The organism is Haliea sp. E1-2-M8, assembly GCF_030649675.1.
In the GTDB taxonomy this organism is placed as follows: Bacteria; Pseudomonadota; Gammaproteobacteria; order Pseudomonadales; family Halieaceae; genus Haliea.
On sequence record NZ_JAUTDR010000013.1, the window covers coordinates 80,630 to 97,610 of the forward strand.

Genomic DNA, 16,981 nt, shown 5'->3' on the forward strand with positions numbered 1-16,981 from the left:
TCAGCTGACGATCCGCGCCATGCGGTAATCGTGTTTGACAAAATTGACTCCCAGAGTGCTCTCCGTACGGCGCACGCCGGGGATGCCGCTGATGCGCTGGTGCACGAACTCCGCCAGGTGCTCGTTGCTGCGCACCATGGTGATGGCGAGGATGTCCGAGCGACCCAGCATTTCGCCGACAAAACCCAGCTCGGTGATTGCCGCCAGGGTCCGCGCCACTTCCTGCACCTGATGGCTGCGCTCGACCTCGATCCAGATCCAGGCCAGGGCGCCGTTGCGAAACCGGTCGATATTGGTGATCGCGGTAATGCGAATCTGTTTCTCCGCTTCCATGCGCTTGACCCGGGCGCGTACCGTGCCTTCAGTCACACCGAGCTCGGACGCGATCTGGCGGTTGCTGATGCGTGCGTCCCGGGACAGCCGCGCCACGATCTGGCGGTCCATCTCGTCCAGCTTGCGTCCGTTGCTCACGGTGACTCCGCGTCGTGGAACGGTACCCAGTCCGGCTGGTTCTTCAGCACATTGACTGCCAGCGACGGCGTCAGCCGCCGCACCCCGGCCATGTTGGCGATACGCTGCTGCAGCAGCCGGTGCAGGGCGGCCTGGTCCTCCGCCACCATCAGGATCTCCAGATCCTGGGCGCCCACCACCACGTTCACCGAGAACACCTCGGGAATGGTCGCCAGCTCCCGGGCCACGTCCTCCGGCGAGCGGTTTTCCACCTGCACACCGATGGCCAGCAGCATGCCGTAGCCCGCGGCCTCGATATCCGTCACCGCCACCACGCGCATGGTGCGGGAGTCCTCCAGCCGGCGCACCCGGGCGCGGACCGTGGCCTCGGTCAGGCCCAGTTCCCGCGCGATGGAGCGGTAGGGCAGCCGACCGTCAGCCCGCAGCAGGGCAATGATGCGGTGGTCGGTGTCGTCCAGTTCGATCTGGGCGGCACCGGTCTGGCGCTGAGAGCTCAGGGCCACTAGCCGCGCTCCGCCGCCGCGCGCTGGCGCAGCTCGTTTTTCAGCACCTTGCCGCCGGCGTTCATCGGCAGCTCGCTTACAAAGCGCACCTGCCGGGGAACCTTGTAGTTGGCCATGTGCTCCCGCGACCAGGTAATCACTGCCTGTTCGTCCAACTCCTTGTCAGGCTCAGGCACGATCCAGGCGCAGGCGACTTCGCCCAGGCGCTGGTCCGGCACCCCGATCACCGCCGCCCGCGCCACGCCGGGCATGCTGTGCAGGCTGTTCTCGATTTCCGCCGGGTAGCAATTGAAGCCGCCGACGATGAACATGTCCTTGATCCGGTCGGTGATGCGGACATAGCCGTCCTCGTCCATCACCCCCACGTCCCCGGTCTGCAGCCAGCCGTCCGCGGTAATGGTGCGGGCGGTTTCCGCCGGGTCGTCCAGATAGCCCTGCATGACATTGTAGCCGCGACACCAGATCTCACCCTCAGTGCCGGCGGGGACAGTGTTGCCATCCGCGTCCACGCACTTCATCTCCACCCCGGCCATGGCGCGGCCCGAGCTGTGGGAGATGCGCTCGGCGCTGTCCTCCGGGCGGCAGATGGAAATCACGCCGCAGGACTCGGTGAGCCCGTAGGCGGTCACCACCACCTTGAAGCCCAGCTCACCGTGCATCTTCTCGATCAGGGACACCGGCACCGGCGCGGCGCCGGTCACGGCGAGACGCAGGCTGGAGAGGTCGTAGTCCTTGCGGTTGGGGTGGGTCAGCATGGATTGGTAAATGGTCGGCGGGCCGGGAATCACCGATACCCGCTCGCGGTGGATCTGGGCCAGTACCGCATCGAGATCGAACTGCTTCACCGGCAACATGCGCGCGCCGCGGATAATCGCCGCCAGCCACCCGGCCTTGTAGCCAAAGGAGTGGAAAAACGGGTTTATAATCAGGTAGTTGTCCTGCCCGGTCAGGCCCACCGTGGCGCTCCAGGTCTCGAAGGCGCGGATATTCTGGCCGTGACTGGTGACCACGCCCTTGGGCTGGCCGGTGGTACCCGAGGTGAACAGGATATCCAGCGTATCGGCAGGGGTGAGCTGATCGGAACGGGCCTGGACCTGCGCCGCGCTCACCCGGGCGCCACCTGCCACAAAGTCAGCCCAGGAACGGGCACCCGGGGCTTCGCCCTCAAACAGGACAATCTCCTCCAGAGCCGGCAGATCCTCGTCCTGCACCATCTGTGGGTAGCGCATACCCAGGAATTCGCCGACGGTAAACAGCCAGCGGGCGCCGCTGCGGCGCAGGATGAAGCCGGCTTCGGCACCCTTGAGCCGGGTATTCAGGGGCACCAGCACGCCGCCGATGCTCTGCGCGCCTATTGCGGCGACCACCCATTGCCAGATATTGGGGGCCCAGATGGCAATGCGGTCGCCCTGTTTGAGGCCAGCCGCCAGAAACGCGCGCGCCGCCTCGACGCGGGCTGCGTCCAGTTCGGTGTAGGTAAGGGTGATATCGCCGTCGATCATGGCGATGTGCCCGGGTAGCGCCGCCGCAGTGGCGGCGACTACTTGGGGCAGGGTACGCTGTGGCGATTCAGTGTCGGACATGGCTGCAGGCGCAATAACTGATCATTGACCTGCATGGTAGTCAGTGAACCCGGGAATAACAACCGTAATTCGTAAATAATCGGCCTTATCACTACGAAAACGAAATAAGGTAGGAGCGCGCTCCGCGCGCGATCGCCCCGCAGAGCGGGCTCCCACAGTGCTTCTCTGTAGGAGCGCGGTCTCCACGCGATGGTTTCGCCCGCAGAGCGGGCTCCTACGCAGCCTCAACCGGGGCTCCCTCAAGGGCGGACGAATAGGGCAGGAGCGCGCTCTGCGCGCGATCGCCCGCAGAGCGGGCTCCTACGCAGCCGCTGGTCAGGTTGGGAAGCTGTAGTCCTTGAACTGCTCGCGCAGGGAAACCTTGTGGAGCTTGCCGGTAGCGCCGTGGGGCAGTTCGTCCACAAATTCGACCGCATCCGGCTTCCACCAGGTGGCTACCTTGCCCTCGAACCAGGCCAGCATCTCCTCCGCGGTCAGGTCCGCGCCGTCGCCCTTGCGCACCACGATCAGCAGGGGCCGCTCGCTCCACGTGGGGTGGTAGTGGCCGATCACCGCCGCCTCGGCCACCTTGGGGTGGCTCATGGCGACGTTTTCCAGCTCGATGGAGGAGATCCACTCACCGCCGGACTTGATCACGTCCTTGGTGCGGTCGGTGATCGCCATATAACCCTCGGGGTCGATGGTCGCCACGTCACCGGTTTCGAACCAGCCCGGCTCTGAGTGAGCGCCATCCGCCTCGCGCTTGAAGTAGCCGGAACAGATCCAGGGGCCGCGCACCTTGAGCGAGCCGTAGGCCTTGCCGTCCCAGGGCAGTTCCACGCCCTCGTCGTCGACGATCTTCATTTCCACGCCGAAGATGGGACGCCCTGCCTTCAGGCGCAGCTTGCGGTATTCCTCCTCGGTGTAGTCGTCTTTCTGGTCGGCACTGGCATTGATGCTGCCCAGCGGGCTCATCTCGGTCATGCCCCAGCCGATGCGGCTCTCGACGCCGTAGGCGTCGAACCCCTCGGCAATGGCCAGTGGGCAGGCGGCGCCGCCAACGACCACCCGCTTCAGGGATTCGACCGTTTTCCCCGAGGACTTGAGGTAGGCCAGCAGCGCCAGCCATATCGTCGGCACCCCGGCCGACAGGGTCACGCCCTCCTCGTTGATCAGGCTCGCCAGGGTTTCGCCATCCCCCATCTTGTTCCCGGGGAATACCACCTTGGAGCCCGCCATGGGGCAGGAGTAGGGATTGCCCCAGGCATTGACGTGGAACATGGGCACGATGGGCAGCACCACATCACTGGCTGACAGGCCCATGGCATCGGGCATCATGGTGGCGTAGGCATGCAACATGGTGGAGCGGTGGGAGTACAACACCCCCTTGGGGTGGCCCGTGGTGCCGGAGGTGTAGCACAGGGCGCAGGCATCGCGCTCGTCCAGCTCCGGCCAGTCGAAGTCCTCGCTGCCGCCTGCGACCAGGGTTTCGTAACAGATTGCGTTGGCCAGCCCGGTTTCCGGCATGTAGTCCTCGGCAGTCAGCACCACCCAGCCCGCCACGTCGGGACACTCCGGTGCCAGCTTTTCCGCCAGCGGCAGGAAATCCGGATCCAGGAAGATGTAACGGTCCTCGGCGTGATTGATGATGTAGACCAGCTGCTCCGGAAACAGACGCGGGTTGATGGTGTGGCAGACATAGCCGCTGCAGGCGGAGCCGTAGTAGGTCTCCAGGTGGCGGTGGTCATTCCAGGCCAGGGTGCCGATGCGATCCCCACGGGCCAGGCCCCAGTCCGCCATGGCGCTGGCCAGCTTGCGGGTGCGCACAAAGGCTTCGCGGTAGGTGTAGCGATGGCGGGGATTATCGCGGGTGACAGACACAATTTCCTGGTTGCCGTTCACGCGCTCGGCGTGGCGCATGATCTCGGTGATCAGCAGCGGCATATCCATCATCAAGCCTTGCATGGCGTACTCCTGTTCTGGTTGCCCGTTATTGTCCATCGCATTGTAACGGCTTGACCGGCATTTACTATCGCCAGCGCGGCTCCCGGGCCCACGGCGCTTGTCTTTTCGGTTCGCCGCCACGGCCGCTCCGGGCTACAATCAGCCGGGGCCACAACACCAGAGCAGGGCAATGGATGTCGATAGAATAGTAATGGACTTGCTGCGGCTGCTGGCGGAGCCATTCTGGCAGCTGGTGCTGGGCGCGCTGTACCTGGCGATTGCCCTGCTTGCCGTGGTCCACGCCATGCTCTACAAGCGGGATTCCCGCGCCGCCATGAGCTGGATTGCGGTGACCCTGCTGTTTCCCCTGCTGGGCCCGGCACTGTATTACCTGTTCGGCATCAACCGCGTGCGCAGCCAGGCCCACAAGCTCAGTGGGCAACGGCTGCCGTTGCTGCAGGTCGGTCACGAGCGCGGCCTGATGACCGCGGATAACACCGCGATTCCCGTGGGTCTGGACCGCGAACTGCGGCCCTTCGCCCAGGTATCGGGCCGCATGACACCCCAGCCCCTGGTCGCCGGCAACCAGGTGCTAACCCTGCACAATGGCGAGGAAGCCTACCCTGCCATGCTCGCGGCCATCGCCGGCGCCCAGCGGCGCGTTCTCCTGTGCAGCTATATTTTCGAATCCGACCACACGGGCCGCGAGTTCGTCGCGGCGCTGGCAGCCGCCCAAGAGCGCGGCGTCGAAGTGCGGGTACTGGTCGACGGCTTTGGCGAGCTGTATTCCTGGCCGCGGATCGGGCGTCTGCTGCGCCGGGCGGAGCTGCCGACGGCGCGCTTTCTGCCGCCACGCCTGCTGCCGCCGTCCCTGTCCCTCAACCTGCGCAACCACCGCAAGATCATGCTGGTGGACGACCGGGAAGGGTTTACCGGCGGCATGAATATCGGCGACCGCCACATGCTGACTTCGAGCTCCCGCAAGCGCGCCGCCGACCTGCATTTCCGCGTCCGGGGGCCGATTCTCGCCCAGCTTGAGAAGGTGTTCCTCGGTGACTGGCGGGTTGCTTCGGGGAAACAACTTGCGCCCCTGTGCGGTGATATCCAGCCGCTTGCAGACGGTGAGGTCTTCTGTCGCTGCATCAGCGATGGCCCCGGCGATGACCTGGACAAGATCTCAATGACGTTGCTGGGCGCCATCTCCTGCGCCCGGGAAGAAATCCTGATCCTCACCCCCTATTTCCTGCCGTCGCGGGAAATGGTCGCCAGCCTGCAATCCGCGACGCTGCGCGGAGTGCGGGTGATAATTCTGCTGCCGGCGCAGAATAACTTGCCGTTCGTGCACTGGGCATCCCGCAACATGCTGTGGGAACTGCTGCTCTACGATGTCGAAATCCGCTATCAACCGGCGCCCTTCTCCCACGCCAAATTGTTCGTTGTGGATCGGTGCTACGCCCAGGTGGGTTCCGCCAACCTGGACCCGCGCAGCCTGCGGCTGAATTTCGAGCTCAATCTGGAGCTGTTTTCCGGCGATAGCGTGCTGCAACTGGCCCGGGAGATACACAGCCGCTACCCGCTGTCGACACCCGTCACCCTCAAGGAGATCGACCAACGCTCTCTGCCGGTACGGCTGCGGGACGCCTTTTTCTGGCTGTTCCAGCCCTATCTCTGAAGGCCGTGATACCGCGAGCCGGGGGACCGATGCTATAGTCCCGCAAAACTCACCAATAACAAACCGGGAGAACCCAACATGCCCCGCTTGAGCGCAGACCAGGCGCGCGCCTACTGGCGTCGCAACCTTAACCTGATGGCAAAACTGCTGCTGATCTGGTTTGTAGTCAGCTTCGGCTGCGGCATCCTGTTCGTGGAACAGCTGAACCAGATCCAGATCGGCGGCTACAAGCTCGGCTTCTGGTTCGCGCAACAGGGTTCCATCTATGTCTTCGTGCTGCTGATCTTCTATTACAGCCGCAGGATGGCGGCGCTGGATCGCGAATTCGGCGTCGAAGAGAACTAGCGCATGGAGCTGAAAACCCTGACCTACCTGGTGGTCGGCGCCAGCTTCGCTCTGTATATCGGTATCGCGATCTGGTCCCGGGCCGGATCGACCCGGGATTTCTATGTCGCCGGCGGTGGCGTACATCCGATAGCCAACGGCATGGCCACGGCGGCGGACTGGATGTCCGCCGCCTCGTTCATCTCCATGGCCGGCATGATTGCCTTCATGGGCTATGGCGGCTCGGTATTCCTGATGGGCTGGACCGGCGGTTTCGTGATCCTGGCTCTGCTGCTGGCCCCCTACCTGCGCAAGTACGGCAAGTTCACCGTGCCCGAGTTCATCGGCGACCGCTTCTACTCGCGCACCGCGCGGGTGGTAGCGGTAATCTGCCTTATCATCTGTTCGGTGACCTATGTTATCGGCCAGATGAAAGGTATTGGCGTCGCCTTCTCCCGCTTCCTGGAAGTGGACTATGGCACCGGCCTGCTGGTCGGCATGTGCATCGTATTCTTCTATGCCGTGCTCGGCGGCATGAAGGGGATTACCTATACCCAGATCGCCCAGTTTTGCGTGCTGATCATGGCCTATACCATCCCGGCCATTTTCATCAGCCTGCAGCTCACCGCCAACCCGATACCGCAACTGGGCCTGGGCAGCACCCTGACGGGGTCCGACACCTATCTGCTGGACAAGCTGGACCTGATCGTGCAGGACCTCGGTTTCCACGAGTACACCACCGATTTCCGCCTCAGCGGGCTCAATATGTTTGCCTATACCGCGTCGCTGATGATCGGTACCGCGGGCCTGCCCCACGTCATCATCCGTTTCTTCACCGTGCCCAAGGTGCGCGATGCGCGCAGCTCGGCGGGCTGGGCGCTGCTGTTTATCGCGATTCTCTATACCACGGCACCGGCGGTTGCGGGCATGGCGCGGCTGAACCTGATGCAGACCATTGAGCCAACCGCCGGGGAATACCTGGTCTACGAGGAGCGGCCGCAGTGGTTCCGCAACTGGGAGAAGACCGGGTTGCTGGAGTTCGAGGACAAGAATGGTGACGGCCGCATCCAGTACAACGCCGACCCCGCGGTGAATGAAATGGTCACCATCGACAACGACATCATGGTGCTGGCCAACCCGGAGATCGCCCAGTTGCCGAACTGGGTGATTGCCCTGGTCGCCGCCGGCGGCCTGGCCGCGGCGCTGTCCACCGCGGCCGGCCTGCTGCTGGCGATCGCCTCCGCCATCTCCCACGACCTGCTCAAGGGCATGATCAGGCCAAACATTTCCGAGCGCTCGGAGCTGCGCGCCAGCCGGCTGGCCATGGCCGCGGCGATCATCGGTGCGGGCTACCTTGGCTTCAATCCGCCGGGCTTTGCCGCCGGCACGGTTGCGCTGGCCTTCGGGCTCGCCGCCTCGTCCATTTTCCCGGCCCTGATGATGGGCATCTTCTCCAGCCGGGTGAGCAAGGAGGGCGCTGTCGCGGGCATGGTGGCGGGGATTGGCGTCACCCTGTGCTACGTGTTCCAGCACATGGGCATCATGTTCATACCCTCCACCGCTTTCCTTGGCGATATGTCGCCAAACTGGTTCCTGGGCATTGAGCCCAATGCCTTTGGCGCCGTGGGCGCCCTGGTGAACTTCGCCGTCGCCCTGCTGGTGAGCCGCTTCACCGCCCCGCCGCCGGCTTCGGTACGGGAACTGGTTGAGCATATCCGGGTTCCGGCCGGCGCCAGTGCGGCGCAGGACCACTAAGCTGAGAGCGGAATGAACCGCCGCCCCGAGGACCAGCCCGACGCCTTGCGCCCGCTCGTGGATCTGGCGCCGGTGGCGGATTTTCTGCGCCGAACCCTGCCCTTCCAGGACCTGCCCGCGGCCGAGTTGGAACAGGTGCTGGCCGCGCTCCGCATCAGCTACCATGTCCATGGCAGCACCCTGCTCGCCGATGCACCGGAGCAGGGCCTGCGCATCCTCCGCAGCGGTGCGGTGGACCTGCGCGACCGCGACAATACTTTGCTGGATCGCCTGGGTGAAGGCGAGAGCTTCCACCTCGGCGGCCTGAACGCCGGTGGGGATGAAGTTCGCGCCATCGTGATCGAGGACGCCCTGCTCTATCTGCTGCCGGACGCGGCCTACCAGCGTCTGCGTCAGCGCAACCGGCCATTCGACCGCTACTTCAGCAGTCAGCGCAGCCGACGCCTGCGGCGGGCTGCCCGCTACCAGCCCGCGCCCAACACCTTGCTGCAGGACCTGCGCGGCTGCATGAGTACAGACCTGCTGACCGTCACCCCCGGCGACAGCCTGCAGACCGTGGCCAGAGCCATGACCGCACGCCGGGTCTCCTCCGCCCTGGTTCTCGAGGGGGACAGGCTCCAGGGCATCGTCACCGACCGCGACCTGCGCACACGCTGCGTGGCCGAGGCGCTGCCGGTCAGCACCTCGATAGCAGCGGTCATGACCCCGGCGCCGGAGACTATTGACGCCGACAGCACCCTGTTTGACGCAACCCTGCAGATGACCCGCCGCGGCTACCACCATTTACCGGTGACCGAGGACGGCCGCCTGACTGGAATGATTACCAGCTCCGACCTGATCCTGGCGCGCCAGGACGACCCGGTTTATCTGGTCCAGCATATTTCGCGCCAGGACGGCGCGGAAGGCATCCGCGACCTGCTGGCCGGCCTGCCGCAACTGGTATTGCAGTGGCACCAGGCCGGCATGCGCGCACAACAAGTTGGCCGGATACTCACCGCCATTACCGATGCCGTCACCGTGCGCCTGATCCAGCTCGCGGAAGCGGAACTTGGACCGGCACCCGCGGCCTGGTGCTGGACCGCGTTTGGTTCCCAGGGCCGCGCCGAGCAGCTGCTGGGCGCCGACCAGGACAACGGCATGATCCTGGCCGATGACGCCAGGCCGGAGCACGCACCCTGGTTCGCCGCGCTCGCCCACAAGGTGTGCGATGGGCTCGACCTGTGCGGCTACCCCTATTGCCAAGGCGAAGTGATGGCGACCACGGACAGCTGGCGCCAGCCGCTGGCCCAGTGGCGGGAAACCGTGCGCCGCTGGACCGACACCCCGACCCCGGCGGCGGTGATGCGCGTGAGTATCTTTTTCGACCTGCGCGCAGTCTACGGCGATGCAGGCCTCTGCGCGGCGCTGCAGGACGAGATGCTGCACCGGGCCTCGCGCAACTCGATTTTTTTGGCGGCACTGGCGGCCAACGCCCTCGACCGCAGGCCGCCACTGGGGATTTTCCGCCGCTTCGTGATCGAGCGCGACGGCGAACACCGGGACGCCGCCGACCTGAAAAAACGCGGCGTGATGCCGCTGACCGACATTGTGCGCCTGCACGCCCTCGCCCACTGCGTGACCGCGGTGAACACGGAAGAGCGGCTGCAGACTCTGGCAAGTGAACGGCACCTGACCATCGGCGACAGTCGCAACCTGGCCGACGCCCTGCATTGCATCCAGCAACAGCGCCTGCAGCAACAGTGTCAGCAGGTGCTGCGCGGGGCGGAGCCCGACAACTTTCTCAACCCGCGCGGGCTGCCGACCATGGCGCGGGAGCAGCTGCGCGACGCCTTCACCATCATTGACCAGGCCCAGGCCGCGCTGCGCCTGACCTACCGGGCGGGCCTGGACTGATGTGGCTTGCGCTGCGGCGGTTGCGCTGGGCGCGGCGGGTAGCGGCAAGTCCCCTGCAGGCATGCTGGCGCGAACCGCTGCCGGGGCGCCGCTGCGACTGGCGCGCGCTGTCGTTCCTGGTCTGCGATGCGGAAATGTCCTCGCTGGATCCGCGCCAGGGGGAGCTGTTGAGCCTGGGCTGGGTCACCGTGGCCGAGGGCGCCGTGCAGCTGGGCACTGCCCGCCACCAGCTGATCGCCAGCGAACACGGCGTCGGCCAGAGCGCCACTATCCACCAGATACACGACCGCGAACTTGCCGCAGCTTCGCCACCCGCGGCGGCAATGGCCGCTCTGTTGCAGGCCGCGGCGGGCAAGGTGCTGGTCCTGCACCATGCGCCGCTGGACCTCGCCTACCTGAACCGGCTCAGCCGCCAGCTCTACGGCGCGTCACTGCTGCTGCCGGTAGTGGATACCCTGGCGCTGGAACGGGCCCAGCGCGAGCGCCGCGGCAGCCCCCTCACGCCCGGCGCGCTCACCCTGCAGGCCTGCCGTGCCCATTACGGCTTGCCAGACCACGGCGCACACAATGCACTGCAGGATGCGCTTGCCACCGCGGAGTTGCTGCTGGCGCAGATTGCCCGCCGCAGCGCCGGTGGCAGGTTTACCCTGGGCGACCTGCGTTAGGCAGAACGGTCAGACGTCCGGGTGCGCCCGATTGGCCACCAGGTGGTCGACCACTGACGGGTCCGCCAGAGTGCTGGTATCGCCCAGGTTGCCGACCTCGTTTTCGGCAATCTTGCGCAGGATACGGCGCATGATCTTGCCGGAGCGGGTCTTGGGCAACCCCGGCGCCCACTGGATGACATCCGGTTTGGCAATGGCGCCGATCTCCTCGGCGCACAGGGCCACCAGCTCCTTGCGCAACTCCTCGCTGGGCTCCACGCCGTCCATGGGCGTGACAAAGCAGTAAATGCCCTGGCCCTTGATATCGTGGGGATAACCCACCACCGCGGCTTCGGCAATATCCTCGTGTAGCACCAGGGCGCTTTCGACTTCCGCGGTACCCATGCGGTGGCCGGAGACGTTGAGCACGTCGTCCACCCGCCCGGTGATCCAGTAGTAGCCGTCCGCGTCGCGGGAGGCACCGTCGCCAGTGAAGTAGTAGCCGGGGTAGTGGCTGAAGTAGGTGTCGACCATGCGCTGGTGATCACCGTAAATGGTGCGGATCTGGCTGGGCCAGGAAGCCTTGATCACCAGGTAGCCGGCACCGGGCCCTTCGATTTCGCTGCCATCTTCGTTCAGCAGGGCCAGCTGTACGCCAAAGAAAGGCATGCTGGCGGCGCCGGGCTTGAGGTCCGTGGCCCCGGGCAAGGGGGTGATCATTTGCGCGCCGGTCTCGGTCTGCCACCAGGTATCGACGATCGGGCAACGGGAGTCGCCCACGATGCGGTAGTACCACTCCCAGGCCTCGGGGTTGATCGGCTCGCCAACCGAACCCAGCAGCCGCAGGCTGGCCCGGGAGCTGCGCTTCACCGGCTCGTCGCCGTGGGCGTGCAGGGAGCGGATCGCCGTCGGCGCGGTATAGAAGGTGTTGACCTGGTGCTTGTCCACCACTTCCCAGCAGCGGCCGGAATCCGGGTAGGTGGGCACCCCCTCGAACATCAGGGTAGTGGCACCGTTGGCCAGCGGGCCGTAGAGGATGTAGGTATGGCCGGTCACCCAGCCAACGTCGGCGGTACACCAGAACACCTCGCCCTCACGATAGTCGAAGGTGTACTTGAAGGTCATGGCTGCCTGCAGCAGGTAGCCCCCGGTGGTGTGCAGCACGCCCTTGGGCTTGCCGGTGGAGCCTGAGGTATAGAGGATAAACAGCGGGTCTTCCGCGTCCATGCTCTCGGGCTCACACTCGCGAGCCGCAGCGGCGGTAGCCTCCCGGTAGCAGACGTCGCGGCCTTCCTGCCAGTCGACTTCCGCATCCGTTACCCGCGCCACGATGCAGGTGTGCACGTTGGGGCAGGACTCCAGCGCCTTGTCGACATTGGCTTTCAGGGCAATGGTCTTGCCGCCGCGGCGGCCCTCGTCAGCGGTGATGACTGTCTGGCAGTCCGCATCCTGGACCCGGTCCACAATCGCGGTGGGAGAGAAGCCGCCGAACACCACGGAGTGAATGGCACCGATGCGGGTGCAGGCGAGCATGGCATAGGCCGCTTCCGGCACCATGGGCATGTAGATGCAGACCCGGTCGCCCTTTTTCACTCCCCGCGCCCGGAGCACGTTGGCCAGGCGACAGACCTGCTCGTGCAACTCCCGGTAAGTAATGTTCTCGCTGGCGGCCGGGTCATCACCCTCCCAGATCAGCGCGGTCTGGTCGGCGCGGGTAGCCAGGTGGCGATCAATGCAGTTGACGCTGACATTGAGCTTGCCGCCGGCAAACCAGCTGGCCCGCCCATCGCTGAAGTCGTAGTCGACCACGGTGTGCCAGGGCTGGTCCCAGCGCAGGAACTCCCGGGCCTGTTCGTCCCAGAAACCCGCCGGATCCTCCACCGAGCGCAGATACATTTCACGATAGCGCTCAGGCGTGATGTGGGCGTCGCGGAAGTTCTCGGGAACCGGGTGAAGAGGAAACTTTGACATGTTATGGGATCGCTTTTGAGAAAGTGGAGCTCTGATGATACTGCCTGCTCAGCGCGGTGCAACCAGCACACCCGCCCGTATTGGCACCTGCTTCCTGCACCCGCCAGCTCAGCCCAGCCAGACCCAGTGAGCGCCTGCCTCTTCCTGCCTGGCGCGACCTTCCGCGGCCAGCTTGATCAGGTGTGCGGCCAGGGACAGTTTGGCCCATTCGTGGCGCGCCGGGTCGACATCGTCATACACAACCTTGACCAGCGCGTCCATGTCCGCCTGGCCCAGAGTGGAAAGCCCGGCGGCCACCTTGCGCTCGCGCGCCAGCCGGTGTTCCACCAGGCCGGTGACTTCCTCACGAGGCGTATGGATAAGGTCGCCGTGGCCGGGGGCAATGCTCTGCAGCGGATAGTCCAGCAGCAGGCGCAGGGACTCAATGTAGGCCTTCATGTCGCCACCCGGTGGCACAATCACCACGGTGGAGCCGTTCATGATGTGATCCCCGGCGAAGAGCATGCCGTCCTCTTCCAGCAGGAAGCAGTAGTGGTTGTTGACGTGACCGGGGGTGTGCAGCGCGCGCAGGGTGAACTCCGGTGCCCGCAACACCCAGTCGTGGGACAGCTCCAGGGTGGGCTGGAAAGTGTCGTCCTGGAAGCGGTCGTCCGCCGGCAGGGCACCGATCACCTCGGCGCCCGTGGCAGCGGCCACCGCCTGCCAGGCCGGGGAGTGATCCGGATGGGTGTGGGTGCAGACAATCCAGCGAATCTTGCCTTCCGCAGCCGCCAGAATGGCGTCGACATGCGCAGGGATCGCCGGGCCCGGGTCGAGCACCGCGACCTGCTCCTGGCCCAGCAGATAGGTGTTGGTGCCGGGCCCGGTCATCATCCCGGGGTTCGGTGCCACCAGGCGCCGCACGCGGCTGTTCAGGGTGAAGGGTATATCGTGTTCAAACATCGTCTCAGACCATATCGCGGATGGGTACCAGCGGACTGACGTCCGCCTCGTAGTCGACCCCGTCCACTTCGAAGCCGAACAGCTGCAGGAACTCCCGGCGATAGCCGGCGAAATCCGACAGCTGGTGCAGGTTGTCGGTATCGATCTGTTCCCACAGCTGCGCCACTTCCGCCTGCACCGCCGGGTCCAGCTCCTTGCTGTCGGCGCGCAGCCGCCCCTCATCGTCCAGCTGCGGGGCGGGGTTGTAGAGCGAGTCACGGAACAGGCCGTCAATCTGCTCGATACAGCCCTCGTGGCTGCCGCGGGCCTTCATCACCTTGAACAGGATCGCCAGGTAGATCGGCATCGCGGGTATCGCCGCGCTGGCCTGGGTAACCACGGCCTTCAGCACCGACACCCGGGCGTCACCGCCCTTCGCCGCCAGCCGTTCGCGGATGCCCGTCACGCGGCGGTCCAGGTCCTGCTTGGCCGCACCTATTGTGCCGTGCCAGTAAATGTCCCAGGTCATTTTCTCGCCGATGTAGGTGTAGGCGGTGGTCTTGGCGCCCTCGGCCAATACGCCGGCCTCATCCAGGGCCTCGATCCACATCTGCCAGTCTTCGCCGCCCATGACCGCGACGGTATTGTCGATCTCCTCCTGGGTGGCGGGCTCCAGGTGGAAGTCCTGCACTTCCTGCTTGTCCGTGTTGACGCCCTTTTGCACCGTCGGCTTGCCGATCGGCTTGAGGGTGGAAGTGTGGACAACGCCGGTGACCGGGTGCTGGCGCCGGGGCGCCGCCAGGCTGTAGACCACCAGGTCGACCTGGCCCAGGTCCGCGCGGATGGTGGCGATGGCCTTCTGCTTGATTTCGTCGCTGAAGGCGTCGCCGTTAATGCTCTTCGCGTACAGGCCTTCGGACTCGGCGGCGCTGTGGAAGGCAGCGCTGTTGTACCAGCCGGCGCTACCCGGCTTGGTTTCGGTACCTTCCTTCTCGAAGAATATACCCAGGGTGGCAGCACCGGCCCCGAAGGCCGCGGTGATCCGCGAGGCGAGGCCGTAGCCGGTAGAGGCGCCGATCACCAGCACCCGTTTCGGACCATTCTCGATGCGGCCGTGGGACTTCACGTAGTCGATCTGGTGGCGGACGTTGGCGGCACAGCCAACCGGGTGGGTGGTGGTACAAAGAAAGCCGCGTACGCGGGGCTTGATGATCATGATTGGTCGCTTTCCTGGTTCTGTGAATAACTGTCAGACCCCGCCAGGGGCGCAGATCGCGAGTGTATCACAGGGTGGCTACCCGGTAGTGCCTGACCTCGGGAGCGTGCGACGCCCACATCACCGCCATATTGGCGTCACATATCGGTCACCCAACCGCCATTAACCTGTCACAGAAAGCCTCCACGCTTTAGCGCTGAAACCAAAACACAATCATGGAGACGAATGCATGCGTACCCCGAAACTTTGGTTAATGGCTACCTGCCTTTCCCTGCCGCTGGTACTGGCCGGCTGCGAAGGCGATGACGGCAGTGACGGTGCGGCGGGCCCCGCTGGCGCACCCGGAGCACCCGGGGCGCCGGGGCAGGACGCCACCGCCAGCACCATCGCCCTCAGCTTTCTGGGCCGCTACGAGACCGGCGAATTTGATGAAAGCGCAGCCGAGATCGTGGACTATGACCCGGCCACGCGCCAGGTTTTCGTGGTCAACGCGAACTCGGGCCGGATCGATATCCTCGACATCAGCGCCCCGGAAATGCCAACTCTGACCGACTCGCTCGACGTGGCTGCAGATATTGCCAGCGCTGTCCCCGCCGTCGCCAGTGCCGCCGACCTCGGCGCCGCCAACAGTGTGGCCGTATCCGGGAATACACTCGCGGTTGCTGTCGAGGCCGCGGTGAAACAGGACAACGGCTATGTCGCGTTCTACCAGACCGACGGCACTTTCCTCGCCGCGGTCGAGGCCGGCGCGCTGCCGGACATGGTCGCCATCACGCCGGACGGCAACACGGCGCTGGTGGCCAATGAGGGGGAACCCAACGGCGACTACAGCGTGGACCCTGAAGGCAGCATCACGCTGATCGACATCTCCGGCGGTGCCGGCACTGTTACTTCGGCCAACGTCACCCAGCTGCGCTTCACGGCCTTCAATGCCGGCGGCGCCAAGTCCCTGGGCAGCGACGTCCGCACTTCACCCAAGAGCGCCAGCGTGGCCCAGGACCTGGAGCCCGAGTACATCGCCGTGTCGGCGGACAGCAGCACTGCCTGGGTTGCGCTGCAGGAAAACAACGCCATCGCGGTCATTGATGTAAGCGCCAGAGAGATCAGCGCAGTGCGTGGTCTCGGCTTCAAGGACCACGGCCTGATCGGCAACGAACTGGATGCCAGCAACCGCGATGGTGGCATCAACATTCGCCAGTGGCCCCTGCTGGGCGTGTACATGCCCGACACCATCGACAGCTATGAGTACAACGGCATCACCTACCTGGTTACCGCCAACGAAGGCGATGGCCGGGAATACCTGACCGATGCGGACAGCGCCGAGGACTGCACCGCCCAGGGTGGTTTTGATTTCGACGACGGCGACTGCTTCCATTATCTGGACGAAATCCGGGTCGGGGACATCCTCGACAGCGGTGCCAGCATTGAGCTCGCCAACCTGGAGCGCTTCGCCCCGGACCTGGACACCCTGAGCGACAATGCCAACCTGGGACGGATCAAGGTGATTACCACCCTGGGGGTTCGCGACTGCCCCGCGGGCAGCCTGGAAGTCAGCGGCCAGCCGACTGCGGGTTGTGTCTACGAGCAGCTGTACAGCTACGGCGGCCGCTCCTTCAGCATCTTCAATGGCGACACCGGTGAACTGGTCTTTGACAGCGGCAGTGACTTCGAGACCATCACCGCCCAGCGTCTCGGCGCCGACTTCAACGCCACCAATGACGAGAACGACGGCGATGACCGCTCGGACGACAAGGGTCCGGAACCGGAAGCAATCGAGATTGCCCGTATCGATGGCAAGGTCTACGCCTTTATCGGTCTGGAGCGGGTTGGCGGCATCATGGTGTATGACATCACTAACCCCGAGAGCGCGGAATTCCTGCAATACATCAACACGCGCGATTTCAGCGTGGACATTGAAGAGCTTGTCGATGCCGGGGATTTCTCCGCCGTTGGCGACCTGGGACCGGAGTCCATCAAGTTCATTGCCGCAGGCGACAGCCCCACCGGCGAAGCACTGCTGGTTGTCGGCAACGAAGTCAGCGGCACCACCGCGCTGTTCGGCGTCAACCTGGTGAGCAACGACTGATTCTACAGCACCAGCCATC

Annotated in this window: 13 protein-coding genes; 6 read left to right on the forward strand and 7 right to left on the reverse strand. The window is 65.0% G+C overall.

Translation table 11 applies throughout. The features are described from left to right. From Q6D67_RS12610 to Q6D67_RS12625, 4 genes are all read right to left on the reverse strand, one after another. Entirely contained in the window at positions 1 to 471 is a 471-nt protein-coding gene (locus tag Q6D67_RS12610; RefSeq protein ID WP_304705973.1) for an Lrp/AsnC family transcriptional regulator, read from the reverse strand. Next, a complete protein-coding gene (locus tag Q6D67_RS12615; protein ID WP_304705974.1) occupies positions 468 to 974 on the reverse strand; it encodes an Lrp/AsnC family transcriptional regulator in 507 nt (168 codons plus the stop codon). The genes Q6D67_RS12610 and Q6D67_RS12615 overlap by 4 nt, the downstream gene beginning before the upstream one ends. Next, positions 974 to 2,557: a FadD3 family acyl-CoA ligase gene (locus Q6D67_RS12620; RefSeq protein ID WP_304705975.1), complete on the reverse strand. Its 1,584-nt coding sequence runs from the start codon at positions 2,555 to 2,557 to the stop codon at positions 974 to 976. The genes Q6D67_RS12615 and Q6D67_RS12620 overlap by 1 nt, the downstream gene beginning before the upstream one ends. 315 nt (positions 2,558 to 2,872) lie before the next feature. Further along, positions 2,873 to 4,501 carry a long-chain-fatty-acid--CoA ligase gene (locus Q6D67_RS12625; protein ID WP_304705976.1) on the reverse strand — a complete coding sequence of 543 codons (1,629 nt, stop codon included), beginning with the start codon at positions 4,499 to 4,501 and terminating at the stop codon, positions 2,873 to 2,875. 169 nt (positions 4,502 to 4,670) lie between these two features. On the opposite strand from Q6D67_RS12625, the gene Q6D67_RS12630 reads away from it, so the two are divergent. From Q6D67_RS12630 to Q6D67_RS12650, 5 genes are all read left to right on the forward strand, one after another. Continuing rightward, positions 4,671 to 6,152: a phospholipase D-like domain-containing protein gene (locus tag Q6D67_RS12630; RefSeq protein WP_304705977.1), complete on the forward strand. Its 1,482-nt coding sequence runs from the start codon at positions 4,671 to 4,673 to the stop codon at positions 6,150 to 6,152. Between the two features lie 78 nt (positions 6,153 to 6,230). Beyond that, positions 6,231 to 6,497: a DUF4212 domain-containing protein gene (locus Q6D67_RS12635; protein WP_304705978.1), complete on the forward strand. Its 267-nt coding sequence runs from the start codon at positions 6,231 to 6,233 to the stop codon at positions 6,495 to 6,497. A gap of 3 nt (positions 6,498 to 6,500) precedes the next feature. Continuing rightward, positions 6,501 to 8,231, forward strand: coding sequence for a sodium:solute symporter family protein (locus Q6D67_RS12640; RefSeq protein WP_304705979.1), 1,731 nt, complete (start codon positions 6,501 to 6,503; stop codon positions 8,229 to 8,231). Between the two features lie 12 nt (positions 8,232 to 8,243). Next, the gene (locus tag Q6D67_RS12645; protein ID WP_304705980.1) at positions 8,244 to 10,124 is read left to right on the forward strand and encodes a DUF294 nucleotidyltransferase-like domain-containing protein; all 1,881 of its coding nucleotides are present in this window, start codon (positions 8,244 to 8,246) and stop codon (positions 10,122 to 10,124) included. After that, entirely contained in the window at positions 10,124 to 10,789 is a 666-nt protein-coding gene (locus tag Q6D67_RS12650; protein WP_304705981.1) for a 3'-5' exonuclease, read from the forward strand. The genes Q6D67_RS12645 and Q6D67_RS12650 overlap by 1 nt, the downstream gene beginning before the upstream one ends. A 9-nt stretch (positions 10,790 to 10,798) precedes the next feature. On the opposite strand, the gene acs is transcribed toward Q6D67_RS12650, so the two are convergent. From acs to fabV, 3 genes are all read right to left on the reverse strand, one after another. After that, a complete protein-coding gene (gene acs / locus Q6D67_RS12655) occupies positions 10,799 to 12,739 on the reverse strand; it encodes an acetate--CoA ligase (RefSeq protein ID WP_304705982.1) in 1,941 nt (646 codons plus the stop codon). A gap of 108 nt (positions 12,740 to 12,847) precedes the next feature. Then, positions 12,848 to 13,681, reverse strand: coding sequence for an MBL fold metallo-hydrolase (locus Q6D67_RS12660; RefSeq protein ID WP_304705983.1), 834 nt, complete (start codon positions 13,679 to 13,681; stop codon positions 12,848 to 12,850). Between the two features lie 4 nt (positions 13,682 to 13,685). Next, entirely contained in the window at positions 13,686 to 14,876 is a 1,191-nt protein-coding gene (fabV, locus tag Q6D67_RS12665; protein ID WP_304705984.1) for an enoyl-ACP reductase FabV, read from the reverse strand. Between the two features lie 229 nt (positions 14,877 to 15,105). On the opposite strand from fabV, the gene Q6D67_RS12670 reads away from it, so the two are divergent. After that, positions 15,106 to 16,962 (forward strand): choice-of-anchor I family protein, encoded by a 1,857-nt coding sequence (locus Q6D67_RS12670; RefSeq protein ID WP_304705985.1) that lies wholly within the window; start codon positions 15,106 to 15,108, stop codon positions 16,960 to 16,962. Positions 16,963 to 16,981: the final 19 nt, after the last annotated feature.